General features: G+C 56.4%; 24 protein-coding genes and 2 pseudogenes. 16 read left to right on the forward strand and 10 right to left on the reverse strand.

What is annotated here, in order from left to right; genetic code table 11:
• The first annotated feature begins 132 nt into the window (after nucleotides 1-132).
• The 4 genes from HA48_RS00910 to ruvB all read left to right on the forward strand — a co-directional run bounded on the left by HA48_RS00910 (nucleotide 133) and on the right by ruvB (nucleotide 3,161).
• Entirely contained in the window at nucleotides 133-876 is a 744-nt protein-coding gene (locus tag HA48_RS00910) for a YebC/PmpR family DNA-binding transcriptional regulator (RefSeq protein WP_128599361.1), read from the forward strand.
• A 37-nt stretch (nucleotides 877-913) separates the two neighbouring features.
• Nucleotides 914-1,441, forward strand: a complete 528-nt coding sequence (gene ruvC, locus HA48_RS00915; RefSeq protein WP_128599362.1) for a crossover junction endodeoxyribonuclease RuvC — start codon at nucleotides 914-916, stop codon at nucleotides 1,439-1,441.
• A gap of 92 nt (nucleotides 1,442-1,533) precedes the next feature.
• Complete coding sequence (gene ruvA / locus HA48_RS00920) at nucleotides 1,534-2,148, forward strand: Holliday junction branch migration protein RuvA (RefSeq protein WP_128599363.1); 615 nt, start codon at nucleotides 1,534-1,536, stop codon at nucleotides 2,146-2,148.
• An 8-nt stretch (nucleotides 2,149-2,156) separates the two neighbouring features.
• Nucleotides 2,157-3,161, forward strand: a complete 1,005-nt coding sequence (gene ruvB, locus HA48_RS00925; RefSeq protein WP_128599364.1) for a Holliday junction branch migration DNA helicase RuvB — start codon at nucleotides 2,157-2,159, stop codon at nucleotides 3,159-3,161.
• 6 nt (nucleotides 3,162-3,167) lie between these two features.
• Here ruvB and znuB read toward each other — a convergent pair.
• Nucleotides 3,168-3,952: pseudogene (gene znuB, locus HA48_RS00930) on the reverse strand (zinc ABC transporter permease subunit ZnuB).
• A pseudogene (znuC, locus tag HA48_RS00935) lies at nucleotides 3,949-4,703 on the reverse strand (zinc ABC transporter ATP-binding protein ZnuC). Before znuC ends, znuB begins: the two co-directional pseudogenes overlap by 4 nt.
• Before the next feature lie 76 nt (nucleotides 4,704-4,779).
• On the opposite strand from znuC, the gene znuA reads away from it, so the two are divergent.
• From znuA to lpxM, 3 genes are all read left to right on the forward strand, one after another.
• Nucleotides 4,780-5,751 (forward strand): zinc ABC transporter substrate-binding protein ZnuA, encoded by a 972-nt coding sequence (gene znuA / locus HA48_RS00940; RefSeq protein WP_128599365.1) that lies wholly within the window; start codon nucleotides 4,780-4,782, stop codon nucleotides 5,749-5,751.
• 14 nt (nucleotides 5,752-5,765) lie between these two features.
• A complete protein-coding gene (gene mepM, locus HA48_RS00945) occupies nucleotides 5,766-7,094 on the forward strand; it encodes a murein DD-endopeptidase MepM (protein ID WP_128599366.1) in 1,329 nt (442 codons plus the stop codon).
• Between the two features lie 126 nt (nucleotides 7,095-7,220).
• Entirely contained in the window at nucleotides 7,221-8,195 is a 975-nt protein-coding gene (gene lpxM, locus HA48_RS00950) for a lauroyl-Kdo(2)-lipid IV(A) myristoyltransferase (RefSeq protein WP_128599367.1), read from the forward strand.
• 75 nt (nucleotides 8,196-8,270) lie between these two features.
• On the opposite strand, the gene HA48_RS00955 is transcribed toward lpxM, so the two are convergent.
• The 3 genes from HA48_RS00955 to HA48_RS00965 all read right to left on the reverse strand — a co-directional run bounded on the left by HA48_RS00955 (nucleotide 8,271) and on the right by HA48_RS00965 (nucleotide 12,016).
• Entirely contained in the window at nucleotides 8,271-9,506 is a 1,236-nt protein-coding gene (locus tag HA48_RS00955) for an MFS transporter (RefSeq protein WP_128599368.1), read from the reverse strand.
• 90 nt (nucleotides 9,507-9,596) lie between these two features.
• Nucleotides 9,597-11,039 carry a pyruvate kinase gene (pyk, locus tag HA48_RS00960; protein WP_128599369.1) on the reverse strand — a complete coding sequence of 481 codons (1,443 nt, stop codon included), beginning with the start codon at nucleotides 11,037-11,039 and terminating at the stop codon, nucleotides 9,597-9,599.
• Nucleotides 11,040-11,146: 107 nt separating this feature from the next.
• Entirely contained in the window at nucleotides 11,147-12,016 is an 870-nt protein-coding gene (locus tag HA48_RS00965; RefSeq protein WP_128599441.1) for a MurR/RpiR family transcriptional regulator, read from the reverse strand.
• 374 nt (nucleotides 12,017-12,390) lie between these two features.
• Here HA48_RS00965 and zwf point away from each other — a divergent pair, with 374 nt between their 5' ends.
• The 3 genes from zwf to HA48_RS00980 all read left to right on the forward strand — a co-directional run bounded on the left by zwf (nucleotide 12,391) and on the right by HA48_RS00980 (nucleotide 15,328).
• Nucleotides 12,391-13,866: a glucose-6-phosphate dehydrogenase gene (gene zwf, locus HA48_RS00970; protein ID WP_128599370.1), complete on the forward strand. Its 1,476-nt coding sequence runs from the start codon at nucleotides 12,391-12,393 to the stop codon at nucleotides 13,864-13,866.
• A gap of 115 nt (nucleotides 13,867-13,981) precedes the next feature.
• Nucleotides 13,982-14,470 (forward strand): hypothetical protein, encoded by a 489-nt coding sequence (locus tag HA48_RS00975; protein WP_244182779.1) that lies wholly within the window; start codon nucleotides 13,982-13,984, stop codon nucleotides 14,468-14,470.
• A 213-nt stretch (nucleotides 14,471-14,683) separates the two neighbouring features.
• Nucleotides 14,684-15,328 (forward strand): bifunctional 4-hydroxy-2-oxoglutarate aldolase/2-dehydro-3-deoxy-phosphogluconate aldolase, encoded by a 645-nt coding sequence (locus HA48_RS00980; RefSeq protein WP_128599371.1) that lies wholly within the window; start codon nucleotides 14,684-14,686, stop codon nucleotides 15,326-15,328.
• Between the two features lie 41 nt (nucleotides 15,329-15,369).
• On the opposite strand, the gene purT is transcribed toward HA48_RS00980, so the two are convergent.
• Entirely contained in the window at nucleotides 15,370-16,548 is a 1,179-nt protein-coding gene (purT, locus tag HA48_RS00985) for a formate-dependent phosphoribosylglycinamide formyltransferase (protein WP_128599372.1), read from the reverse strand.
• 161 nt (nucleotides 16,549-16,709) lie between these two features.
• On the opposite strand from purT, the gene HA48_RS00990 reads away from it, so the two are divergent.
• Together HA48_RS00990 and HA48_RS00995 are read left to right on the forward strand one after the other, a co-directional pair.
• Nucleotides 16,710-17,351 carry a tellurite resistance TerB family protein gene (locus HA48_RS00990; RefSeq protein WP_128599373.1) on the forward strand — a complete coding sequence of 214 codons (642 nt, stop codon included), beginning with the start codon at nucleotides 16,710-16,712 and terminating at the stop codon, nucleotides 17,349-17,351.
• A gap of 119 nt (nucleotides 17,352-17,470) precedes the next feature.
• Complete coding sequence (locus HA48_RS00995; RefSeq protein WP_128599374.1) at nucleotides 17,471-19,534, forward strand: prolyl oligopeptidase family serine peptidase; 2,064 nt, start codon at nucleotides 17,471-17,473, stop codon at nucleotides 19,532-19,534.
• Here HA48_RS00995 and exoX read toward each other — a convergent pair.
• Both exoX and HA48_RS01005 read right to left on the reverse strand, forming a co-directional pair.
• The gene (exoX, locus tag HA48_RS01000) at nucleotides 19,528-20,196 is read right to left on the reverse strand and encodes an exodeoxyribonuclease X (RefSeq protein ID WP_128599375.1); all 669 of its coding nucleotides are present in this window, start codon (nucleotides 20,194-20,196) and stop codon (nucleotides 19,528-19,530) included. The genes HA48_RS00995 and exoX overlap by 7 nt on opposite strands.
• Before the next feature lie 3 nt (nucleotides 20,197-20,199).
• Nucleotides 20,200-20,430: a DNA polymerase III subunit theta gene (locus tag HA48_RS01005; protein ID WP_128599376.1), complete on the reverse strand. Its 231-nt coding sequence runs from the start codon at nucleotides 20,428-20,430 to the stop codon at nucleotides 20,200-20,202.
• 152 nt (nucleotides 20,431-20,582) lie between these two features.
• Here HA48_RS01005 and copC point away from each other — a divergent pair, with 152 nt between their 5' ends.
• From copC to HA48_RS01020, 3 genes are read left to right on the forward strand one after another with little or no spacing between them, the layout of a single operon-like run.
• Entirely contained in the window at nucleotides 20,583-20,960 is a 378-nt protein-coding gene (copC, locus tag HA48_RS01010) for a copper homeostasis periplasmic binding protein CopC (RefSeq protein WP_128599377.1), read from the forward strand.
• A complete protein-coding gene (gene copD, locus HA48_RS01015) occupies nucleotides 20,960-21,841 on the forward strand; it encodes a copper homeostasis membrane protein CopD (protein WP_128599443.1) in 882 nt (293 codons plus the stop codon). Before copC ends, copD begins: the two co-directional genes overlap by 1 nt.
• A gap of 27 nt (nucleotides 21,842-21,868) precedes the next feature.
• Entirely contained in the window at nucleotides 21,869-22,216 is a 348-nt protein-coding gene (locus HA48_RS01020) for a YebY family protein (RefSeq protein ID WP_128599378.1), read from the forward strand.
• Between the two features lie 454 nt (nucleotides 22,217-22,670).
• Here the strand turns inward: HA48_RS01020 and HA48_RS01025 are convergent, their stop codons facing one another.
• Together HA48_RS01025 and HA48_RS01030 are read right to left on the reverse strand one after the other, a co-directional pair.
• The gene (locus HA48_RS01025; RefSeq protein ID WP_128599379.1) at nucleotides 22,671-23,063 is read right to left on the reverse strand and encodes a YgiW/YdeI family stress tolerance OB fold protein; all 393 of its coding nucleotides are present in this window, start codon (nucleotides 23,061-23,063) and stop codon (nucleotides 22,671-22,673) included.
• An 80-nt stretch (nucleotides 23,064-23,143) separates the two neighbouring features.
• A complete protein-coding gene (locus HA48_RS01030) occupies nucleotides 23,144-23,368 on the reverse strand; it encodes a hypothetical protein (protein WP_128599380.1) in 225 nt (74 codons plus the stop codon).
• Nucleotides 23,369-23,756: 388 nt separating this feature from the next.
• Between HA48_RS01030 and HA48_RS01035 the strand changes: the two genes are divergently transcribed.
• A complete protein-coding gene (locus tag HA48_RS01035; RefSeq protein ID WP_128599381.1) occupies nucleotides 23,757-24,101 on the forward strand; it encodes a hypothetical protein in 345 nt (114 codons plus the stop codon).
• Nucleotides 24,102-24,115 lie beyond the last annotated feature (14 nt).

Raw genomic sequence — 24,115 nt, forward strand, 5'->3', positions numbered from 1 at the left:
AGCAAGGTTGTTTACCGCCAGCGCACAGCATCCGGAGCGTACTTTTGTACGTGAGGATTGCGAGCACTGCCGGAGAATAAGATTGCAAGTGAGATAGCCTGCACCCTGTTAAAGATCGGAGAGACAGTTAAGATGGCTGGACACAGTAAATGGGCAAACACCAAACACCGCAAGGCCGCTCAGGATGCGAAACGCGGTAAAATTTTCACCAAAATCATCCGTGAGCTGGTCACAGCGGCGAAACTGGGCGGTGGCGATGCGGGCTCCAACCCGCGCCTGCGCGCAGCGATGGATAAAGCGCTCTCTAACAACATGACGCGCGACACCATGAACCGTGCGATCGCGCGCGGCGTGGGCGGTGAAGATGATTCCAACATGGAAACCATCATCTATGAAGGCTACGGTCCGGGCGGCTCTGCCGTGATGGTCGAGTGCCTGAGTGATAACCGCAACCGCACCGTGGGCGAAGTGCGTCATGCCTTCACCAAAACCGGCGGTAACCTCGGCACCGATGGCTCGGTCTCTTACCTGTTCAGCAAAAAAGGTGTGATCTCTTTTGCGCCGGGCCAGGATGAAGATGCCGTGATGGAAGCCGCGCTGGAAGCGGGCGCAGAAGACGTGGTCAGCTACGATGATGGCGCGATTGATGTGTTCACCGCGTGGGAAGAGCTGGGTAACGTACGCGATGCGCTGGAAGCGGGCGGCCTGAAGGCGGATAGCGCGGAAGTCTCGATGATTCCGTCAACCAAAGCCGAGCTGGACGCTGAAACCGCACCGAAGCTGCTGCGTCTGATCGACATGCTGGAAGATTGTGACGATGTGCAGGAGGTTTACCACAACGGTGAAATTTCTGATGAGGTAGCGGAAACGCTGTAATGGCGTTCCTGACCCACGTTCACACCGGAGGCGCGCTGTGGCAATAATTCTCGGGATCGATCCCGGCTCGCGCGTCACCGGCTACGGCGTTATCCGCCAGGTTGGCCGCCAGCTCAGCTATCTTGGCAGCGGCTGTATCCGTACCAATGTCACCGATCTTCCCTCCCGCCTGAAGTTAATCTACGCCGGCGTCAGCGAAATCATCACGCAGTTTTCGCCAGACTACTTTGCGATTGAGCAGGTCTTTATGGCGAAGAATGCGGACTCCGCTCTTAAGCTGGGCCAGGCGCGCGGTGCGGCAATTGTGGCCGCGGTTAACCTGGATCTGCCAGTGTTTGAATACGCTGCGCGTCAGGTGAAGCAAACGGTGACCGGCACCGGAGGCGCCGAGAAGAGTCAGGTGCAACACATGGTGCGTACCCTGCTCAAACTGCCGGCTAATCCGCAGGCGGATGCCGCCGATGCACTGGCCATTGCTATCACGCATTGCCATCTCAGCCAGAATGCGGCACGCATCAGCGACAGCAAATTGGTCATGACGCGTGGCCGTATGCGATCGGGTTAGCGGAAAACGCTGCGCGTTAACAGGCTGGATATTCATCCAGCCTTTTTTATGTTATATAAACGGGCTAACTAACAGATTAAGGAACTGCTCAGGTGATTGGTCGTTTACGAGGCAACATTCTTGAAAAACAGCCGCCGCTGGTGTTGATTGAAGCGCACGGTGTCGGTTATGAAGTGCACATGCCAATGACCTGCTTTTACGAGCTGCCGGAGATCAACCAGGAAGCGATTATCTTCACCCAGTTTGTGGTGCGTGAAGATGCACAGCTGCTGTTCGGTTTTAACAATAAGCAGGAGCGCGCGCTGTTTCGCGAGCTGATTAAAGTCAACGGCGTGGGACCAAAACTGGCGCTGGCGATCCTGTCCGGCATGTCGGCACAGCAGTTTGTCACGGCGGTGGAGCGAGAAGAGATCGCTTCGCTGATCAAGTTGCCGGGCGTCGGTAAGAAGACCGCTGAGCGCTTAGTGGTCGAGATGAAAGACCGCTTTAAAGGGATGCACGGCGACCTGTTTGGCGGCGACTCTGCCTTTACCCTCACCGCACCATCCTCGGCCCCGAATACCAATGACGCCGAGGCAGAAGCGGTTGCGGCGCTGGTGGCGCTGGGGTATAAACCGCAGGAAGCCAGCCGTATGGTCAGCAAGGTTGGTAAACCTGATGCGGATTGTGAAACCCTGATCCGCGAAGCCCTGCGCGCAGCTATTTGAGGTCATCCATGATTGAAGCCGATCGCCTGGTGTCGGGCAGTTCTGTCAATGAAGAAGAGAGCCTGGACCGCGCCATCCGTCCTAAACTGTTGACGGAGTATGTGGGTCAGCCGCAGGTGCGCGAACAGATGGAGATCTTCATCCAGGCCGCCAAACTGCGCGGCGATGCGCTTGACCATCTGCTGATTTTTGGTCCGCCGGGGCTGGGCAAAACCACGCTGGCTAACATTGTCGCCAACGAAATGGGCGTGAACCTGCGCACCACTTCCGGGCCGGTGCTGGAAAAAGCCGGTGACCTGGCGGCGATGCTGACCAACCTTGAACCGCACGACGTGTTGTTTATCGACGAAATTCACCGCCTCTCCCCGGTGGTTGAAGAGGTGCTCTATCCGGCGATGGAGGACTACCAGCTGGATATCATGATTGGCGAAGGCCCGGCTGCGCGCTCAATCAAGCTTGACCTGCCGCCTTTTACCCTGATTGGTGCCACCACGCGGGCCGGCTCCCTGACGTCGCCGTTACGTGATCGCTTCGGCATTGTGCAGCGTCTGGAGTTCTATAACGTACCGGATCTGCAGCATATTGTGAGCCGCAGCGCGGCCTGCTTAGGCCTGACGCTGAGTCATGAAGGGGCGCTTGAAGTGGCGCGCCGTGCACGCGGTACGCCGCGTATTGCTAACCGCTTACTGCGCCGCGTGCGCGACTTCGCCGAGGTGCGCGCCAATGGCGATATGAGCGGTGAAGTGGCGGCCAGCGCGCTGGATATGCTTAACGTTGATAATCAGGGCTTCGACTATATGGACCGGAAACTGCTGCTGGCTATTATCGATAAGTTCATGGGCGGCCCGGTCGGCCTTGATAACCTCGCAGCAGCCATTGGTGAAGAGCGGGAAACCATTGAAGATGTGATTGAACCCTTCCTGATTCAGCAGGGATTCATTCAGCGCACGCCGCGCGGCCGTATGGCCACGCAGCACGCTTATAAACACTTCGACATCGTGCGCGAAGAGTAACCGGCGTTACGCCGCCGGTTTTTTTGCCATGCTGATGATAAACAGTACGGCAGCGCACAGCACCACCGAAGGGCCGGCGGGTGTATCGTAGCTGGCGGAAAATGTCAGGCCGCCGGTGACGGCGATAATACCGATCAGTACGGCGAAGCCGGCCATTTGCTCCGGCGAACGCGAAAAGCGACGGGCGGTAGCGGCGGGAATGATCAGCAGCGATGTGATGATCAGTGCACCCACAAACTTCATGGCGACACCGATAGTCAGCGCAGTGACCAGCATCAGCATCAGCCGGGTGCGCTGAATATTTACGCCATCCACCTGCGCCAGCTCAGGCTGATGGTCATCGACAGCAGCGAGCGCCACTGCCACGCCATCACGGCCAGAACAATCACTACACCTGCGCCCATCAGCCACAAATCGTCCGGCGTAATAGCCAGCAGATCGCCAAACAGATAAGCCATCAGATCCACACGTACGCCCTGCATCAGGCTGACAACCACCAAACCCAGCGACAGCGCACTGTGCGCCATAATGCCAAGCAGCGTATCGATTGCCAGATGCGGACGCCGCTCCAGCCATACCAGACCCAGTGCCAGCAACACGGTAACCAGAATCACGGCGTACCAGGGGTTCACATTCAACAACAGTCCAAAGGCCACACCCAGCAGGGAAGCGTGGGCGAGGGTGTCACCAAAGTAGGACATGCGGCGCCAGACCACGAACGAGCCCAGCGGACCGGCTGCCAGCGCCAGCAACACGCCGCCCAGCCAGCCGGGTAATAACAGTTCAATCATGACGGGCCGTTTCCTTTGCGCAGAACAATGCGTCCCTGTAAATCGTGACGATGATTATGATGATGACGGTAGATCGCCAGCTGTTGGGCCTCACGCGGGCCGAACATCGCGATAAATTCCGGGTGCTGCGAAACCGCTTCCGGCGTGCCGGAGCAGCAGATGTGATGATTCAGGCAGAGCACTTCGTCGGTTTTGGCCATGACCAGATGCAGGTCATGAGAGACCATCAGCACCCCACAGTTCAGCTCACGGCGCAGCTGATCGATTAAATCGTAAAGCGCTACCTGGCCATTCACGTCTACGCCCTGCGTGGGCTCATCCAGCACCAGCAGCTGCGGTCGGTTGAGCAGGGCGCGCGCCAGCAGTACGCGCTGGGTTTCCCCCCTGAGAGCTTTTGCAGCGGCGCCTGCAGCAGATGGCCGGCCTGCACGCGCTTCAGCGCCGGCAGGATATCGTCGCGCTGACTGCCGCGTGACAGGCGCATAAAGCGCTCCACGGTGATCGGCAGAGTAGGGTCGATATGCAGCTTTTGCGGCACATAGCCGATGCGCAACCCCGTCGCGCGCCGGACGGTACCGCTGGTTGGTGCCAGTAGCCCAAGCACGGTACGCACCAGCGTCGATTTGCCGGCACCATTGGGGCCAAGCAGCGTAAGAATTTTGCCGGGCTCAAGCGACAAACTTACGCCTGACAGCACGGGACGCTGTGAAAACTTCACAGAAATGTTTTCGAGTGTGACAAGTGACGTCATGATATTTACGGTTGCATTGAATTTCGAATGTTATAATATCACATTCCATCACCTGGTCACGATGGAATGACGCATTATGTTACACAATAAAAAGCGCCTTACTTTTACCCTTTCTGCGGTCGCTCTGGCCGCCATGAGCGCGTCACCCGCGCACTCCGCCGTTGTTGCTTCAATTAAGCCTCTCGGATTTATCGCAGCCGCCATCGCCGATGGCATTACGCCAGTTGAAGTATTGCTGCCGGACGGCGCCTCCGAACACGATTATGCCCTACGTCCGTCTGATGTAAAACGTATTAAAAACGCAGACTTAGTCGTCTGGACCGGCCCTGAGATGGAAGCCTTCCTGACGAAGTCGGCGGCGGAGTTGCCCGCCAGTAAGAACCTTGAGATCGCCGGGTTGCCAGAGGTGAAACCGCTGCTGATTCGCGGGGGTGAAGAGGAGGATGAACATGAGCACGATCACGATCATCACGCGGGATCAGAAAAATCTGAGGAACAAGACACGTCTCATACGCACCACCATCACGGCGAGTTTAATATGCACCTGTGGATGTCACCGGAGATTGCGAAACAATCTGCGGTTGCAATCCACGGAAAATTATTGGAACTTATGCCGCAAAGCAAAGCCAAACTTGACGCCAATCTGCAGCAGTTTGAGGCAGAATTAGCGGACGCAGATAAACACATTGGCGCGCAACTTGCGCCGGTGCGAAATAAGGGTTATTTCGTTTTTCACGACGCTTACAGCTACTTTGAAAAACATTACGGTTTGTCACCATTGGGGCATTTTACCGTCAACCCTGAAATCCAGCCGGGCGCCCAACGTTTACATCAAATACGAACACAGTTGGTTGAGCAGAAAGCCGTATGCGTTTTCGCTGAACCACAATTCAGGCCGGCCGTCATCGATGCCGTGTCCCGCGGAACCAGCGTGCGTAAAGGCACCCTTGATCCGCTTGGCATGGGAATCAGCTTAACCAAAGACAGCTACGTGAAATTCCTCTCACAGTTGTCGAGCCAGTATGCGAGCTGCCTGAATGGAGCATAGAGGAATAGGTAAAAGTGCAGCAGATAGCCCGCTCTGTCGCCCTCGCATTTAATAATTTGCCGCGCCCCCACCGCGTTATGCTGGGATCATTAACCGTTATTACGTTGGCCGTCGCTGTCTGGCGGCCATACGTTTATCATCCGCGTGACGTTGCGCCCATCGTGAAAGACATCACGCTGGACAAAAACGAACTGCGCACCCTGCTGCCGGAAGCCAGTGAGCCGATCGATCAGACCACGGCGGAACCGGAAGACGATATCCCGGCAGACGACATCGATAACGATGTGCCGGATACCCCGAACAAGCACGATTACACCGTCTCTTCAGGCGATACTCTGAGTAGCGCGCTGAACCAGTACGGTATCGATCTGAGCGATATCAATGCGCTGGTCAGCAGCGATAAAGATCTGCGCAATCTGCGCGTCGGTCAGCAGCTGAACTGGACGCTGGACGCAGATGGCGGCCTGCAGGATTTCACCTGGGAGATTGATCGTCGTGAAACCCGCACCTATGCGCGTCAGCCCACCGGCAATTTCAGGATGCAGCAGGAGATGCAGAAGGGTGAGTGGCAGAACAGCGTACTGAAAGGCGAAGTGCGCGGCAGTTTTGCCGCCAGCGCGCAGCGTGCCGGATTAACCAGCAGCGAAACCAATAGCGTTATCAAAGCGATGCAGTGGCAGATGGATTTCCGTAAGCTGCGCGCCGGTGACGAGTTCAGCGTACTGATGTCTCGCGAGATGCTGGATGGCAAAAGCGCGCAAAGTCAGCTGCTGGGCGTGCGTTTACATACTGGCGGCAAAGATTACTATGCGTTCCGCGCGGAGGATGGCAAATTCTACGATCGTAACGGCTCCGGCCTGGCGCGCGGCTTTATGCGCTTCCCGACGGTCAAACAGTATCGCGTATCCTCAAACTTCAATCCGCGCCGTCTTAACCCGGTGACCGGACGCATCGCGCCACATAAAGGGGTGGATTTCGCGCTGCCGATTGGCACGCCGGTGCTGGCGGTAGGCGATGGCGAAGTGGTAATGGCGAAAAATGGCGGCGCGGCCGGCAACTATGTGGCGATTCGTCACGGCCGTCAGTACATGACGCGCTACATGCACCTGAGCAAAGCGCTGGTGAAGCCCGGGCAGAAAGTGAAGCGTGGCGACCGTATTGCGCTCTCCGGTAACACCGGGCGCTCCACCGGTCCGCACCTGCATTATGAAGTGTGGATCAACAATCAGGCGGTCAACCCGCTGACGGCGAAGCTGCCACGCATGGAAGGGCTGACCGGTAAAGACCGCAGTACTTACCTGGCGCAGGTGAAGGCTTATCTGCCACAGCTGTCGCTGAAGTAAGCCTTTTTCAGCGACAATAGCGAGAAACCGACGGATTCTTCGTCGGTTTTTTGCTATCTGACGCATGAAGATTGCAAAATTACCTGCCGTCACTATTATTGAGCCGTCATTGTCAGAGGCGAGTGCATGGAAACCCGAAAGAAAAATAACACTGAATTTATTCCCGTTTTTCAACGTTCATTTTTAAAGCCGAAATACTGGGGTAGCTGGCTGGCGGTGGGTGCGCTGGCCGGTATGGCACTGCTGCCTGCCAAAGTGCGCGATCCTGTTCTGGGTGGATTGGGCAAATTTGCCGGCAAGCTGGCGAAAAGTGCGCGCCGTCGTGCGTTGATCAATCTCTACTATTGCCTGCCGGAGCTGAGTGAAGCGCAGCGCGAAGAGATTGCTGACCGTATGTTTGCCACAGCTCCGCAGGCCATGGTCATGATGGCCGAACTGGGCATGCGTAACCCCGAGCGGGTACGTCAGCGCGTAGAGTGGCACGGCCGGGAGATCATCACCGACCTGCAAAACAATAAAGAGAACGTGATCTTCCTTGTGCCGCATGGCTGGGGCGTTGATATTCCCGCCATGCTGCTGGCGTCAGAAGGGCAGATGATGGCGGCGATGTTCCATAACCAGAGCGATCCGCTCATGGATTATCTGTGGAATACCGTGCGTCGTCGCTTTGGTGGCCGCATGCACGCGCGTAACGATGGCATCAAACCCTTCATCGCCTCCGTGCGTCAGGGCTATTATGGCTACTATCTGCCGGATCAGGATCACGGTGCTGAACACAGCGAATTTGTTGATTTCTTTGCTACCTACAAAGCCACCTTGCCGGCTGTGGGTCGCTTAATGAAGGTGTGCCGGGCGCGCGTTGTACCGCTGTTCCCGGTCTATAACAGTAAGACGCACCGGCTGGAGATCTACGTGCGTCCGCCAATGGATGATCTGCTGGACGCTGATGACAAAACGCTGGCGCGCCGCATGAATGAAGAGGTTGAGGTGTTTGTGCGTCCACATCCGGAACAGTACACCTGGATTCTTAAGCTGCTGAAAACGCGTAAAGAGGGAGATATTGAACCTTACGCGCGTGACGATCTCTATCCCCGCAAATAACGCGCCGGGCATTTCAGCCAAAGCCTGCCCGCGGTAGCGGCGCTGAGCACTGCGCCGCTACCGTTTTTCAACGTGTTACTCCACCGTCTGGATATGGGCGCGACGCTTGCGCTCACGCAGGAAGAGCGTTACCAGTCCAAACCACAGCACGCCCGCAACAAAGTTGATGCCGCTAAACCAGGGTGTACCGCCGCTGAAATAGCCGCTCTTTGCCAGTTCGATGCCCGCGGCCAGCGTCAGAATGCTGATCATGCCCAGCATCGCCGCGATACTGCCTTTGCCCTCGCTGCTGGAGTAGAGCGTCAGGCGGTATAACCCGGCATTCACCATCCCGGCACCAAACGCGTACAGGCTGAGGCCAGCGGTCAGCAGCAGATAGGTGTGGCTATCGAGCAGATTAGCCACCAGGGCAGTGCTCAGACCAAGCAGAATCGGCCAGGCAGCGAATTTTACCGGCTGTTCAATCGGTACGCGCCCCGCCAGTTTTCCCAGCGTAACGTTGCCCGCAATCATCGCGAGAAATACCGGCAGCTGCAGCAGGGCGTACTGCATGCGCGAAAGCCCCTCATCGTGCATCAGAATTACCGGCGAGAGCGCAACCCAGGTGAGGATCGGGATAAAGACCAGGCCAATGGCGAATGAACCGTACATCACCTGCTTATCACGCGCCAGTCGCCCGTAGCCGCGCGCCAGGTTAGGCAGAGCGATGGAGTGACTGCGATCGCCGGCGGTTTCCGGCATGATGCGGTACAGCACTACAAACGCCACCAGGCTGCAAATGGCGAACAGCCAGAACATGCTGCGCCACTCCGCCACGGTAAGCCAGGCTGCGCCCGCCAGCGGGCCGGCCAGCGGTGCAAGCAGCGCAACGTTAGCCATCAGCGCCATCATGCGCACGGCCAGCGCTTCATCAAACGCCTCCTGCACCGCGGCATAGCTGACGGCGCCGATAAAGCACAGGCTGATGCCCTGAATAAAGCGCAGGGTAATGAACTGCTCGATGTTGCTGACCCAGGTGGTCAATATACAGGCGGCGGCAAAGAAGAGTATGCCGAAGAGCAGCACCGGGCGGCGGCCATATTTGTCCGAGAGCGGCCCCAGCAGCCACTGCAGCACCACGCCGCCCATCAGATACGCGGTCAGGGACGTTGAGACCCACTCCGGCCCGACGCTGAACTCTTCGGTCACCAGCAGCATGCCGGGTTGAATCATGTCGTGAGCGATGTAGGTGGCAAATTCAAACAGCACCAGCGCGAGCGGAAACAGCAAAACGCGGCCGGTGAGGTGAGTAATCGGTTGATAGCGGGCCATCTGGCCTCCTTGTCAGAGCAAAATAAAACGCGACTGCCAGGCAGTCGCGTTTGTCCATGTTGTTACAGCCGCTAAGGTCGTGCGTGACGTTTAATCTACGCGCAGGACGCGGCTGGTATTGGTGGTGCCGGTCGTGGCCATCACGTCGCCCTGGGTGACAATCACCAGGTCGCCGGAGACGAGGAAGCCTTTGTCGCGCAGCAGGTTAACGGCATCGTGCGCTGCGGCAACACCATCGTTGTTACTGTCAAAATAGACCGGCGTTACACCACGGTAGAGCGCGGTCAGGTTCAGCGTACGCTCGTGACGTGACATCGCGAAGATCGGTAACCCGGAGGTAATGCGCGAAGTCATCAGCGCAGTACGGCCTGACTCCGTCATGGTGATGATGGCGGAAACACCCTGCAGGTGGTTAGCCGCATACATCGCTGACATCGCAATTGCCTCTTCGATGTTATCGAACTGCACATCCAGACGGTGTTTGGAGACGTTAACGCTCGGGATTTTTTCCGCGCCAAGGCACACTTTCGCCATAGCGGAGACGGTTTCAGCCGGATACTGGCCCGCCGCAGTCTCGGCGGAGAGCATAACCGCATCGGTGCCATCCAGTACGGCGTTCGCCACATCCATCACTTCCGCGCGGGTTGGCATCGGATTGGTGATCATCGACTCCATCATCTGCGTTGCCGTGATGATGGTGCGGTTCAGCTGACGCGCACGACGGATCAACGCTTTCTGAATACCTACCAGCTCCGGATCGCCAATCTCAACGCCGAGATCGCCACGCGCCACCATCACCACATCGGAGGCGAGGATGATATCATCCATCGCTTCCTGCGTCGCAACGGCTTCAGCACGCTCAACTTTGGCGACCAGTTTGGCATCACAGCCGGCATCGCGCGCCAGACGACGTGCATAGTTCATGTCTTCGCCATTGCGCGGGAAGGAGACGGCCAGGTAATCAACGCCAATTTTCGCAGCGGTGATGATATCGAGCTTATCTTTTTCCGTCAGTGCTTCAGCAGAGAGTCCGCCGCCCAGCTTGTTGATGCCTTTATTATTAGAGAGCGGGCCGCCGACGGTCACTTCGGTAAACACTTTTACACCCTGAACTTCCAGCACTTTCAGCTGTACGCGACCATCATCGAGCAGCAGGATATCGCCAGGCACCACATCTTCCGGCAGGCCTTTGTAGTCGATGCCCACTTTCTCTTTGTCGCCTTCGCCTTTGCTCAGGTCGGCATCAAGCAGGAAGCGATCGCCAACGTTCAGGAAAACTTTACCCTCTTTGAAGGTAGAAACACGAATCTTGGGTCCCTGCAGATCGCCCAGAATCGCTACGTGACGACCTAATTTTGCGGCAATCTGGCGCACTTTATCGGCACGCATCTGGTGATCTTCCGGCGTGCCGTGAGAGAAGTTGAGTCGCACAACGTTAGCACCTGCCGCGATGATTTTTTCGAGGTTATTGTCGCGATCGGTAGCGGGACCGAGGGTGGTAACGATCTTGGTTCTTCTGAGACGTCTTGACATGAAGGACTCCGTTGACAAAGTATCGTGTCGATCACAAAGGACACGGTGTGGTCACTTATTCTATATGATCGAAGGGTTGTGATTCGACTCACATTGTAAATGTGATGTTAATTATTTTGCCGGGCATCGTTTCCCCGTACCGGCTTCTCCAGGCGCGAATCTTTAAGCGCTTCTTTAACCCGTTTTAGATTTTCACGGAAAGCCGTGCCCCGCTCAAGTGTAAAGCCGGTTGCCAGGACATCCACTACAGTAAGCTGCGCAAGGCGGGAAACCATCGGCAGATAGATGTCGGTGTCTTCCGGCACATCCAGCGTGAGCGCCAGCGTGGCTTCAGCGGCCAGCGGCGAATCCGGAGAGGTGATAGCAATCACGGTGGAAGCGTTTACACGCGCCAGGCGAGCCAGTTCTACCATATTTTTGGTGCGGCCAGTATGTGATATGAGGACAAAGACGTCATTTGGTCCACTATTTATGCAACTCATGCGCTGGATCACAATATCCTCTGACCAGATGACCGGCAGATTAAAACGCAGGAATTTATTGGTGGCATCGTGCGCCACAACCGCCGAAGCGCCCAGGCCGAAGAAGGCGATCTTCTGCGCCTGTGAGAGCGCCTGAACCGCGCGGTTTATCACCTGCATATCCAGCTGCTGACGCACGCGGTTCAGGCCAGCCAGCGCGGAGTCAAAAATCTTCAGGCTGTAGCTCTCAACGCTGTCATTTTCTTCCACGTCGCGGCTCACCCAGCTGGGGCCTTTTGCCAGACTCTGTGCCAGCTGCAGTTTGAAATCCGGAAAGCCGCGCGTGCCCATGCGGTGACAGAAACGATTAACCGTGGGTTCGCTCACGTCTGCGGCGCGTGCCAGCGTAGCAATACTGGAGTGCATGGCCTGCTGTGGCGCGGCGAGGATCTGTTCCGCCACTTTGCGTTCTGATTTGCTAAGCGTTCCGAGTTGCGCCTGAATCTGTTCCAGCATGTCGTTAACCTGATGACCTTCAATCACTTTTTGCAGCCTTACCGCAAGGTAAAACCGCTGCCAATGCCGGACAATATACCGTGTAATGGCTGTTCGTACGCAGCAGCGGGTAAATGTAAGCGCGATTTTTTTGTCATACTTTGATCGCTGCCGGGTTTTACCCCGACAAACATCGAAACAGAAAAATAAGCCGTAGCGCACTTCACAACACGCTAAACGCAGCCGGGCGGTGCAGAGTGGAGAGCGATATCCCGCCGCTGCCGGGTTGTCGTGGCGCGGTGAAAAAAGTACATTGTGCCGTAAGAAAATTACAATAAGGACCCGGGATGATGAGGACGCTCAAACCGGGTATATCCTGCAACGAGGAGAGGAAAATGGCGGTAACACAAACAGCCCAGGCATGTGATCTGGTGATTTTCGGTGCTAAAGGCGATTTGGCACGCCGGAAACTGTTGCCTTCACTGTATCAGCTGGAGAAAGCCGGTCAGATTCACGACACAACCCGTATTATCGGCGTGGGTCGCGCGGAGTGGGACAAAGAGGCGTACACCAAAGTGGTGCGTGAAGCGCTGGAAACCTTCATGAAAGAGAAGATCGATGAAGCGCTGTGGGACAAACTCAGCAGCCGCCTCGACTTCTGCAACCTCGATGTCACGGACACGTCGCACTTCTCTAAACTGGGCAAGATGCTTGACCAGAAAAACCGCGTCACCATTAATTACTTTGCGATGCCACCCAGCACCTTTGGCGCGATCTGCGAAGGCCTCGGCGCCGCGAAACTGAATGCAAAGCCGGCGCGCGTTGTAATGGAAAAACCGCTGGGCACCTCGCTGGAGACCTCGCAGGAGATCAATGACAGCGTGGGCAAGTTCTTTGACGAGAGCCAGGTGTTCCGTATCGACCACTACCTCGGCAAAGAGACGGTACTTAACCTGCTGGCACTGCGTTTTGCCAACTCTATCTTCGTGAACAACTGGGACAACCGCACCATCGACCACGTGCAGATTACCGTGGCAGAAGAGGTGGGTATTGAAGGCCGCTGGGGTTACTTCGATAAAGCCGGCCAGATGCGTGACATGATCCAGAACCACCTGTTGCAGATTCTCACCATGATTGCCATGTCGCCGCCGTCCGATCTCAGCGCCGATGCGATTCGTGATGAGAAGGTGAAAGTGCTGCGTTCACTGCGCCGTATCGATCAAACCAACGTGCGCGAAAAAACCGTGCGTGGCCAGTACACCGCCGGCTTCGTGCAGGGTAAAAAAGTGCCGGGCTATCTGGAAGAAGAGGGCGCTAATAAGCAGAGCGCGACGGAAACCTTCGTGGCGATCCGTGTTGATATCGATAACTGGCGCTGGGCGGGCGTACCTTTCTACCTGCGCACCGGTAAGCGTTTACCGACCAAATGCTCTGAAGTAGTGGTGTACTTCAAAAACCCGGAGATGAACCTGTTCAAAGACTCCTACGCTGAGCTGCCGCAGAACAAACTGACCATCCGTTTGCAGCCGGACGAAGGTGTGGATATCGAAATCCTGAACAAGGTGCCGGGTCTGGATCACAAGCACAAGCTGCAGACGACTAAGCTGGACCTGAGCTATTCAGAAACCTTCAACCAGTCGCATCTGGCTGATGCCTATGAGCGTCTGCTGCTGGAGACCATGCGCGGCATTCAGGCACTGTTTGTGCGCCGTGATGAGGTGGAAGCAGCCTGGACATGGGTGGATTCCATCATTGAGGCCTGGAACGCCGATGGCGATGCGTCCAAGCCTTATCAGGCGGGCACCTGGGGCCCGGTAGCATCCGTTGCGATGATTACCCGCGATGGTCGTTCGTGGAATGAGTTTGAATAACACCTTTCGATCACGCATTAACCTTTACTTAGGTTATTAAGTCGCCGCAAAATCACGCCCCTGGTTTAGATAATCAGGGGCGTTTTTGCATGGGCTGGATAGCTATAACCGTCGCATGCTGAGCACCCTGACTGAAAATCTACGATTGAGGGAAAGTATGGATACGCTGTTACATAACAAATGGAGCGCCAGCGGCATGCTGTTTGGTGCCATATCATTACTCATCGTCACCTTCCACTTCACGTTTGGGCCGTTTAATCCTCCGCCTAAGCTGGATCATATCGTGGCGGAACAGGTCTCAGCGCTCAAACGCGGCGTTATTGCTGGATTAAGAGGGCAGGAGCCAAAATCGGTTCTACCTGAAAAGAGGCACTTCAATCTGGACGGCCTGTTAACCGGCGGCAGCATCGGGATGGCAATCCTGGCCCTGTTCACCGCATTTATTGGCGGCCTGCGTAAAGAGAATGCGTGGTGCAGAAATGGCGCGCTGTTGTTTGGTGGCGCGACACTCGCCTTACACGCGTTGTTACTCGGCATAACTCTGGTGACATGTTTGATCGTACTGTTATCGATTCTCACTGTAGTCGCGTTTTTTCTGGGGTAGATATATATCCTGCGCTCTGTCTGATGCTTCTGTTTCTGACTGAGCCTCGCCACTGCTACCTTATGATTAAAATTTGTTGGCACGCATTTAAAATGAACCGCGGTTTCAAAAAAAACGCGTATCCGATAGACGCCTGTCAGCCCAATCTTGTATGGTAGATCGCAATTTCTGATAGCCTGGCCGCGCGCCGGACTGCAAAACCAAGGAAACGTGATGAAGAACTGGAAAACGAGTGCGGAACAGATCCTGACCACCGGCCCGGTTGTGCCGGTAATCGTGGTGAACAAACTTGAAGATGCGGTGCCGATGGCAAAGGCGCTGGTGGCAGGTGGCGTGCGCGTGCTGGAAGTGACGCTGCGTACACCGGTAGCGATGGATGCGCTGCGGGCGATGATCAAAGAGGTACCGGAGGCCATTGTGGGTGCCGGCACCGTCATCAACACGCAACAGTTAAAAGAGGTTACCGATGCTGGTGCGCAGTTTGTTATCAGCCCCGGGCTGACCGAGTCGCTGCTTAAAGCGGCTGTAGAGGGACCGGTGCCGTTGATTCCGGGGATCAGTACCGTCTCCGAACTGATGACCGGCATGGATTATGGCCTGCGCGAATTCAAATTCTTCCCGGCGGAAGCCAACGGCGGGGTTAAAGCGCTCTCTGCGATTGGCGGCCCGTTCCCGCAGGTACGTTTCTGCCCGACCGGCGGCATCTCGCCCGCTAACTACCGTGATTACCTGGCGCTGAAAAGCGTGCTGTGTATTGGCGGGTCGTGGCTGGTGCCAAACGATGCGCTGGAGAGCGGTGACTGGGATCGTATTACGCGGCTGGCGCGTGAAGCGGTGGAAGGTGCGCAGCAAGCCTGATGCGCAAACGGGCGGACCGGATGGCCCGCCCGCTTTCTGGTTTAACCCTGTACCTGCACTGCTGCCGCACTGGCGACCGCGCGCGCCACGGCATCATCGGTATTGCTACCGGTCGCCAGCGCCACGCCCAGACGGCGTTGCCCGGCAATCTCCGGTTTGCCGAACAGGCGCAGCTGCAAGCCGGCACCCAGCGCTGCCTCAATATTCATAAACTGCACATTCTGGCTCTCCAGCTGCGGCAGAATGACCGCCGAAGCGGCGGGGCCGTACTGCCGAATGCCGCCAATCGGTAAGCCGAGGAAAGCGCGCACGTGCAGCGCGAACTCTGACAAATCCTGCGAAATCAGCGTCACCATGCCGGTATCGTGCGGGCGCGGTGACACTTCGCTGAATACCACCTCATCACCGCATACGAACAGCTCAACGCCAAACAGGCCGTAGCCGCCCAGGGCTTTTACCACGTTGGCGGCAATCTCCTGCGCGCGCTGCAGCGCCAGCTCGCTCATCTGCTGCGGCTGCCAGGATTCACGGTAGTCGCCATCCTCCTGACGATGACCGATAGGGGCGCAGAAGTGGATGCCATCCACTGCGCTGATGGTCAGCAGGGTGATCTCAAAATCAAACTGCACTACGCCTTCAATAATCACGCGGCCCGCACCGGCACGGCCGCCTTGCTGAGCGTAATCCCAGGCGAGTGCCAGCTGGCTGGCGTCGCGAATAAAGCTCTGACCTTTACCGGAAGAGCTCATCACCGGTTTCACGATGCAGGGGAAGCCGATGTGATGCGCGGCAGCAACAAAACTCTCCTGGCTGTCGGCAAACTGATAGGAAGAAGTGGGCAGCGCCAGCTCCTCTGCAGCCAGGCGACGAATGCCTTCACGGTTCATGGTCAGGCGCGCGGCGCGGGCAGTAGGGACCACTTTTTGCCCCTGCGCTTCCAGCTCCAGCAGCTTCTCTGTGGCAATAGCTTCGATTTCCGGCACCACAAAGTGCGGCTGCTCCTGAGCAATCAGTGCCGCCAGCGCATCGCCATCCAGCATATTGATAACATGGCTGCGGTGGGCAACGTGCATGGCTGGCGCATCAGCGTAGCGATCCACCGCGATCACCTCCACACCAAGACGCTGGCACTCCAGTGCCACTTCTTTACCCAGTTCGCCTGAACCTAACAGCATGACACGCGTTGCAGCGGGGCGCAGCGCGGTTCCGAGAGTCGTCATAATTTCACCTTAGCAGTCAAAATGCGCGCGCAGTATAAACGAAAACGTTTGCGTACTCACGTTTTCCGCACCGTCAGCTTTGCCATACTTTGCCCGCTCTGACGTTAACTGACACTCGCTTCGGCAGCATGGAGCGTGGAAAATTAAACAGGAGTTAAACGATGAATAATTGGCTGCAGCAGATTCAATCGGTACTGGCGAAAAAGAGCGGTGACGGTAAATCCGGTGGCCTGAGCGATATGCTTGCCCCCGGCGCGCTCGGTGGTCTGGCAGGATTACTGGTTGCCAGCAAATCCTCGCGCAAGCTGCTGACCAAATATGGCGGTAGTGCGCTGCTGGTAGGCGGCGGAGCCGCTGCCGGTGCAGTACTGTGGAATAAGTACAAACAGCGCGTGCGTGAAAGTCATCAGGATGAGCCGGCATTTGGCCAGCTGCAAACGCCGGTGGACCAGCGTGCGGAACGCCTGGTCACCGCGCTGGTGTTTGCCGCAAAGAGTGACGGCCACATTGACGATCGCGAGCGCGCGGCAATTGAGCAGAACATCCATGAAGCGGGCTACGGTGCGCAGGCGGAAGCGCTGATTCAGCAGGCGATGAACCGACCGCTTGATCCGCACTGGCTGGCGGCGGACGTCAAGAACGAAGAGGAGGCGCTGGAGCTCTACTTCCTGAGCTGTGCCGCCATTGATGTTGACCACTTCATGGAGCGCAGCTACCTCTCTGCTCTGGGTGATGCGCTGAAGATCCCGCAGGATGTACGCGACGGCATTCAGCGCGATATCGCCGCAGAAAAAGCGGCCTGATCCTCCCCACAGGGCCGCTGGGCGGCCCTCAGTTACACTTCCCGTGCGCTTCCGGCTTGGCTTCCTGTGTCATAAGTGCCACGCTTGCAGGATGTTATCTTTCAGGGAGATACTCCACTATGAATCAGCCGCAGGCAAAAAAAATTCCCCATAGCATGACGTTGCACGGTGAAACCCGCACCGACAACTACTACTGGCTGCGCGATGACGATCGTCAGGACCCCGACGTGCTGGACTATCTCCAGGCGGAAAATCGTTACGGCAGGGCGATGATGGCCTCACAGGATCCACTGCAGGACCGCATCCTCAGGGAAATTGTGGATCGGTTACCGGCGCAGGATCACTCCGTTCCGTACGTTAAGAATGGCTATCGTTACCAAAGCCGCTACGAGGCAGGCAATGAATATGCTGCCTATTTCCGCCAGGCGGTTGACGCACCGGCGGAAGAGCCCTGGCAGCTGCTGCTGGATGGTAATCAGCGCGCCGCGCATAGTGACTTCTACACCATGGGCGCGCTGGACATCAGCCCCGACAATCAGGTGATGGCGCTGGCAGAGGATTTCCTTTCGCGCCGGCAGTATGGCATCCGTTTTCGCAATTTACACAGCGGCAGCTGGTACCCGGAAGTGCTGACCAACGCATCGTCCAGCTTCGCCTGGGCCAACGATTCGCGCACGCTATACTATGTGCGTAAGCACCCGAAAACGCTGCTGGCGTATCAGGTGTGGCGCCACGAGCTGGGGCATCCGCAATCAGAAGATCAGCTGGTTTATGAAGAGCAGGACGAAAGCTTTAGCGTCAGCGTGCATAAAACCACCTCAGAACACTTCATCCTCATCGCGCTGTTCAGCACCACCACCAGTGAAATTCAGCTGATTGATGCCGAATATCCGGACGCGCAGCCGCAGGTGTTCTGCCCACGCCGGCGCGATCATGAATACAGCCTCGACCACTACAACCATCAGTTCTATATTCGCTCCAATCGCGACGGCAAAAACTTCGGCCTGTATCGCAGCGCCTGGCTGGCGGAAGCGCGCTGGGAAACCCTGATACCGGCGCGTGAACATGTGGTGATGGAGGATTTCCAGCTGTTCCGCCACTGGCTGGTGGTGGAAGAGCGGCAGCGTGGCGTAAACACCTTAAGGCAAATTAACCGGGAGACCGGCGAAAGTTACGGTATTGCGTTTGACGACCCTGCTTACGTTACCTGGCTGGCGTTTAATCCCTCGCCGGAGAGTGACAAGCTGCGGTATGGCTACTCCTCCATGACCACGCCAACCACGCTGTTTGAGCTGGATATGGAGACCGGCGAGCGGCGCATTTTGAAACAGACACCGGTGCCCGGCTTTGATTCTGATGATTATAAAAGCGAACACTTATGGATCACGGTACGCGACGGCTGTGAAGTGCCGGTGTCGCTGGTGTATCACCGTAAACACTTCCGGCGCGGCCAGAATCCGCTGCTGGTCTATGGTTACGGCGCATACGGCAGCAGTATGGATGCCAGCTTCGGCACCAGTCGCCTCAGTCTGCTGGAGCGCGGTTTTGTCTACGCGATTATTCATGTGCGCGGCGGCGGCGAGTTGGGGCAGAGCTGGTATGACGACGGCCGCCTCAAACAGAAGATGAACAGCTTTACCGACTTCATTGATGTGACGGAAGCGCTGGTTGAGAAGGGGTACGGTAATCCGCAGCAGCTCTACGCCATGGGCGGCAGCGCCGGCGGGTTGCTGATGGGCGCCGTGGTCAATATGGCGCCGACGCTGTTCCACGGCGTCGTGGCACAGGTGCCGTTCGTGGATGTGGTCACAACCATGCTCGACCCTTCGATTCCGCTCACCACCGGCGAATATGACGAATGGGGAAATCCCGAGCAGGAGGATTATTACCGCTATATTCGTCAGTACAGCCCTTACGATAACGTGGAGGCCAAAGCCTATCCGCATTTGTTGATCACCACCGGGCTGCACGACTCCCAGGTGCAATATTGGGAGCCGGCGAAGTGGGTGGCGAAACTGCGTGAGCTGAAAACTAACGATGCGCTACTGCTGCTGTGTACCGATATGGATTCCGGTCACGGCGGCAAATCCGGGCGCTTCAAATCGTACGAAGGCGTCGCGCAGGAGTTTACCTTCCTGGTCGCGCTGGCACAGGGCAGCCTGCCGGACCGTGCCGACTACTGATCGTCTTTGACATACTTCCGCAGCGCCTGCCGCAACGGCGGGCGCAAATCACGCACGTTCTCCAGCACCCAGCGCAGATAGCCCGGATCTTTGCGCGCGATACTGCCAATGCTCTGACCACGGTACTTGCCAAACGGAAACACATCGCCGCTGACGGGCGCTGGCTGACAGCGGCTTACCATGTCGCTGACGCTCCAGCCGGAGGTCTCCATGATGCGGATCAGCAGGGCGGCCGTCACATAGCAATCATAGAGCGCGCGGTGCGCGTGCAGATCCTGCGGCGGCGAAACCTCCAGCTTCAGGCTGTGGCGCAGCGCCTGGTTGCCATATTTAATGCCCGGCCACAGCTGGCGTGCCAGGGTCATGGTGCAGATCCACTCGCCGGGCATTGCCGGCAGCATGCGACGGTCAAAGCTGGCGTTGTGCGCCACATAGTGCGGGCTGCCGTGATAGCGGCCGATCGCCTCTTCGATGGGGGGCTTATCGGCCACCATCGCTTCGGTAATGCGATGCACGGCCATCGCCTGGCGGCTGATGGGCCGATCGGGGCAGATCAGATCGCTCATGGGGTTGACGATCTGACCATCAATGACATCCACCGAGGCTACTTCGACCACGCCGCCCTGTAATCCGCAGGTTTCGGTATCGATAACGCGTAACATAAATTACTTCTGCTTAGGTTCGTAGGGCAGGCGGGACAGGCTGAGCGACGCCTGACGATAGGTCATTAAGCGCTGGCGAAACCACTCACGCAGCGCTTCGGGCTGCTCACGCTCCACCATTTCAGCGATCACCGGCATGTTATAGCGCTCTTTAAACGCCACGCCAGCAGCGGCGAGATCGACATTGACTTTGTCTTTCTCTTCCTGCGACAGCAGGGCAAGGTTTTGGCTCATGCTTTTCTCCTGATAAACAGGGGCAAAATAATGGTTTCGCCCTGCTGAATCAAGGGAATTGGATCGCACCGCATGTCTCGACACCTGCAGATCGGCGGCGTATCCTGCTGCGTCATTGGCGGCGCGTTGCCGCAGTGAAAAGGGAAGACGTGATGAAGAAAACTGCACTCAACCGCGTGGCGGCGCTGCTGCTCTCTGCTGCCGCGCTGGGTTTTAGCCAGCAGGTGCTGGCACACGCGCATCTGCAAACGCCGGTTCCCGGTGAAAATGCCACTGTCGACCACTCTCCACAACAGCTAACCCTGACCTTTACTGAGGACGTTGAACCGGCGTTCAGCGGCATTGAGCTGCTCAACGAGCAAAATCAGCCGGTTGCGGTGGAGAAGATGCAGCGTAACGATAAGCAGCACGATCAGCTGATTGTGCCGATTGGCGAGCCGTTACCGGCCGGCCGTTATCAGGTGAAGTGGCACGTGCTGTCAGTGGATGGGCATAAAACCAAAGGCAGCTACAGCTTCAGCGTGAAGTGATGGATCTTAATGCGCTGTGGATAGGCCTGCGCGCGCTACATTTTATCGCCGCATTCTTACTGGTGGGCAGTGCGTTTTACCTCAGCTGGCTGGCACCGCCGCGCTACCGTCTGCGGCTGGCGCAGCATCTGCAGGCGTTAGTGGCAGGCAGCGCCCTGCTAAGTTTATTAAGCGCGCTGCTGATGCTGGCTACGCAAACCGGACTGATGAGCGGTGACTGGCGAAATGTCGCTAACGCTGAGGTCTGGCTGGCGGTGCTGGGCACGCGTTTCGGGGCAGTCTGGCGCTGGGTGATCGGTTTCGCACTGCTCAGCACGCTGGCGTTACTGTTACGTGGCACGCTACGCCAGCGGACGCTGTTGCTGAGTGGGGTACTGCAGCTGGTAGCGCTGGCTGGCGTTGGGCATGCCGCCATGCATGACGGCTGGCTGGGCGTGGTGCAGCAGGGAAACCACGCGCTGCATCTGATCGCCAGCGCGTTCTGGAGCGGTGGGCTGTTTCCACTGCTGCTGCTGATGCGTGAAGCGCGTAATATTGACTGCCGCACCGATGCGATCCGCTGCATGATGCGCTTCTCCCGCTATGGCCACCTGGCGGTAGCGGCGGCAATCGCCACCGGCCTGTTCAACAGCCTGCTGATTGCCGGTTCGCCGTTCCACTGGCATGTCACCTTGTGGAATCAACTGCTGGTGATCAAAATAGCGCTGGTGGGAGTAATGGTCGCGATCGCGTTACTGAATCGCTATCTGCTGGTTCCGCGTTTTCGCGTTGCGGCCAGCTGCGCGCCGCAGATATTTATTCGCCTGACACAGCTTGAGCTGTTGCTGGCGCTGATTGTTATCGGGCTGGTAAGCGTGTTCGCCACGCTATCACCCGCCTGACTTGTAATGAGATGAAATGAGGTCAACATTTTGCTGAAGAAACTGATTCCAGCTTGTGTACTGATGGCACTGTGCAGCCAGGCGATGGCCGCGCAGATTATTACCGTCAGCCGTTTTGAGATAGGTAAAGAGAAGTGGCCGTTTACCCGCGAAGAGGTGATGCTGACCTGTGAGAAGGATGGCGCACTGTTCGCTATCAACCCGAGTACGCTGTTGCAGTATCCGTTGAATGACAAAGCGCTGGCGCGCGCCAATGCCGGGCAGGGCACGCTGCAGTCAATCGATATCATTCTCGCGGAGGATAAGGCGCATCCGGGACAGAAGATGAGCCTCCAGCCGATCGTGGATCGCGCGCAACAGCTCTGCTCGAAGTAATTCCCGCCATTTTCGGGCGCAGCGCACATTTCTGCCGCTGCGCCTGTTTCACCGTAGTGCCAGCGCGATCACAGAGTTTGCATTCAGCACCGTTGCAGGCTGGAGTTGGCTGGAAATTGACCAACCTTAGTCTACCTTTAAAAGGCAAGGCGAAATCGCCTGCAAAAATGCCAACTTTTAGCGCACGGCTCTCAACGAGCCATTTCCCTGGACCCGATACAGGAATCGTATTGGGTCTTTTTTTCGCTAAATAAAAGGGCTTTAGCTCTGCAATAGTTACCGAAAAGGTGGGATTAATTAAAAAGCAGACTAAAGAATTACACCGTTTATGACGGCCGCACGCAATACAGCTTATTCAGTCGAAAAAGATAAGGGCGCTTAAAAGAAATAGAGGGAGAATGTGCACTGCCGCTGCATAAACCTCTACAGCGACAGGCGTTCGGACAAGGCAGGATTAAGGCAGGTCGATACGCATCACTTCAATGTGAGTGCTGTCACCGCGACCATATACTTTGCCGCTGACTCGTATCTGATCTTTAGCATCAAAGGTTTTACCTTTGAACGTCTCTTCTTTCGCTTTAATGGTCACCGTACCGGTGCTGTCCCGGAACTGATAGCTGTCGCCTTTCAGCTTTTTAACAATGTACCCTTCAAGCGTGACATAACCGCCCTGGCGGAAATCACGAATCTGTTTGATATGGGTCTGCCCGGTATCTTCAGAGCCTTTGTAACCCGCATCCTGTTTCTGCTGTGGCGGTGGCGTTTTGCCGCCCTCAAAACCGCCTTCCTCGGCAGAAACACCCAGGCTAAACGCCATCATCAGTGAAGCCAGTACAACCTTTTTCATCTTTATTCCCTCATGAATGCAACATTCCAGTACTGATTAAGCCTGGCACAAGATTGGCCGGGTAGGTGGCGCTGCCGTTTTCAATCTGCCGTCACCACGCTGGCCGGCACGTCCACTCGCTCGCCCAGCGACCAGCCCTTTTTGCCCAGCACACGCTGTGGCGTAGTGTCCGGCACGTTAAAGTAATATTGTGAATCGCCACTGCTTTTATCTTCGTCAGTAAACAGATCGGCTTGCTCAAGGCCCATTTCCCGCAGGTCATCTTCGGTTAGCTCAAGGTAAGTAGCTAATGTGGTCAGGCTCATCGCGTTCTCCTCTCGTGTTCTTTCTTACAGTTAAGCACTCTCTGGCGTTTCTGCCATCGGCTGCGCTTATCGAAACTGATCATATTTGACGAATAGCGATCGCTGTTCTTGACTGTAAATATTAAGGAATCCCGGAGAGCGTTATTATGACTGAGCTATTACACATCATCACCGTGGGCACTCTTGTTGCGGGTATATATTTACTGGAATAATATCGTTTAACTAAGAAATTATATTGTCGGGATATTATTTATTTTTTGATACGTTGATGCGTAGTGACGGAGAAAATGCGTTGCGTCAAATTAGCTACTTATCAGGCGTTTAATCAGTACATTGCATTTTCAGGCATGGTTTATCATGAGCCAATGATAAACATGAGGCAGTAGTAATGAGAAAGATGGTCTGGCTGAGTGTTGTCCTGCTCAGCGGTTGTGTGCTTAAGCAATATCCTCAGATGCCTGAAGTCAGCGATGCAGAAGTCCATGCTTATGACTGCCCCATGCTGCGCGCGCAAATTGTACAGGCACACAATGTACAGCGGCAGATAGCCGCAACCGGAAAATTTGATACCCTGACGGTGCTGGGCTTTTTTGGTGATTTGGGTACCGGCAACGGTATCGCAAAGGCCAACGCCACGCGCCGTGTTAACACCCGCTTACAGCAGCTTGAAGCGCTGCAAACCGTGCGCTGTGCACCGGATATCGCGCTTGCCAGCAGAAGCTCAGGTTATTAAACAGCAGCCAGCCG

Source organism: Pantoea wallisii (assembly GCF_002095485.1).
GTDB classification, from domain to species: domain Bacteria; phylum Pseudomonadota; class Gammaproteobacteria; order Enterobacterales; family Enterobacteriaceae; genus Pantoea; species Pantoea wallisii.

Excerpts from the sequence above, each read along its gene's own strand:
- HA48_RS00910 (WP_128599361.1), top strand. The coding sequence starts at position 133 with ATGGCTGGACACAGTAAATGGGCAAACACCAAACACCGCAAGGCCGCT.
- copC (WP_128599377.1), top strand. The coding sequence starts at position 20,583 with ATGAAGAAAACTGCACTCAACCGCGTGGCGGCGCTGCTGCTCTCTGCT.
- znuA (WP_128599365.1), top strand. The coding sequence starts at position 4,780 with ATGTTACACAATAAAAAGCGCCTTACTTTTACCCTTTCTGCGGTCGCT.
- HA48_RS00980 (WP_128599371.1), top strand. The coding sequence starts at position 14,684 with ATGAAGAACTGGAAAACGAGTGCGGAACAGATCCTGACCACCGGCCCG.
- HA48_RS00995 (WP_128599374.1), top strand. The coding sequence starts at position 17,471 with ATGAATCAGCCGCAGGCAAAAAAAATTCCCCATAGCATGACGTTGCAC.
- HA48_RS01025 (WP_128599379.1), bottom strand. The coding sequence starts at position 23,063 with ATGAAAAAGGTTGTACTGGCTTCACTGATGATGGCGTTTAGCCTGGGT.
- lpxM (WP_128599367.1), top strand. The coding sequence starts at position 7,221 with ATGGAAACCCGAAAGAAAAATAACACTGAATTTATTCCCGTTTTTCAA.
- pyk (WP_128599369.1), bottom strand. The coding sequence starts at position 11,039 with ATGTCAAGACGTCTCAGAAGAACCAAGATCGTTACCACCCTCGGTCCC.
- HA48_RS00975 (WP_244182779.1), top strand. The coding sequence starts at position 13,982 with ATGCTGAGCACCCTGACTGAAAATCTACGATTGAGGGAAAGTATGGAT.
- HA48_RS00990 (WP_128599373.1), top strand. The coding sequence starts at position 16,710 with ATGAATAATTGGCTGCAGCAGATTCAATCGGTACTGGCGAAAAAGAGC.
- ruvB (WP_128599364.1), top strand. The coding sequence starts at position 2,157 with ATGATTGAAGCCGATCGCCTGGTGTCGGGCAGTTCTGTCAATGAAGAA.
- purT (WP_128599372.1), bottom strand. The coding sequence starts at position 16,548 with ATGACGACTCTCGGAACCGCGCTGCGCCCCGCTGCAACGCGTGTCATG.
- exoX (WP_128599375.1), bottom strand. The coding sequence starts at position 20,196 with ATGTTACGCGTTATCGATACCGAAACCTGCGGATTACAGGGCGGCGTG.
- HA48_RS01030 (WP_128599380.1), bottom strand. The coding sequence starts at position 23,368 with ATGAGCCTGACCACATTAGCTACTTACCTTGAGCTAACCGAAGATGAC.
- copD (WP_128599443.1), top strand. The coding sequence starts at position 20,960 with ATGGATCTTAATGCGCTGTGGATAGGCCTGCGCGCGCTACATTTTATC.
- HA48_RS00955 (WP_128599368.1), bottom strand. The coding sequence starts at position 9,506 with ATGGCCCGCTATCAACCGATTACTCACCTCACCGGCCGCGTTTTGCTG.
- HA48_RS01005 (WP_128599376.1), bottom strand. The coding sequence starts at position 20,430 with ATGAGCCAAAACCTTGCCCTGCTGTCGCAGGAAGAGAAAGACAAAGTC.
- HA48_RS01035 (WP_128599381.1), top strand. The coding sequence starts at position 23,757 with ATGAGAAAGATGGTCTGGCTGAGTGTTGTCCTGCTCAGCGGTTGTGTG.
- HA48_RS00965 (WP_128599441.1), bottom strand. The coding sequence starts at position 12,016 with ATGCTGGAACAGATTCAGGCGCAACTCGGAACGCTTAGCAAATCAGAA.
- zwf (WP_128599370.1), top strand. The coding sequence starts at position 12,391 with ATGGCGGTAACACAAACAGCCCAGGCATGTGATCTGGTGATTTTCGGT.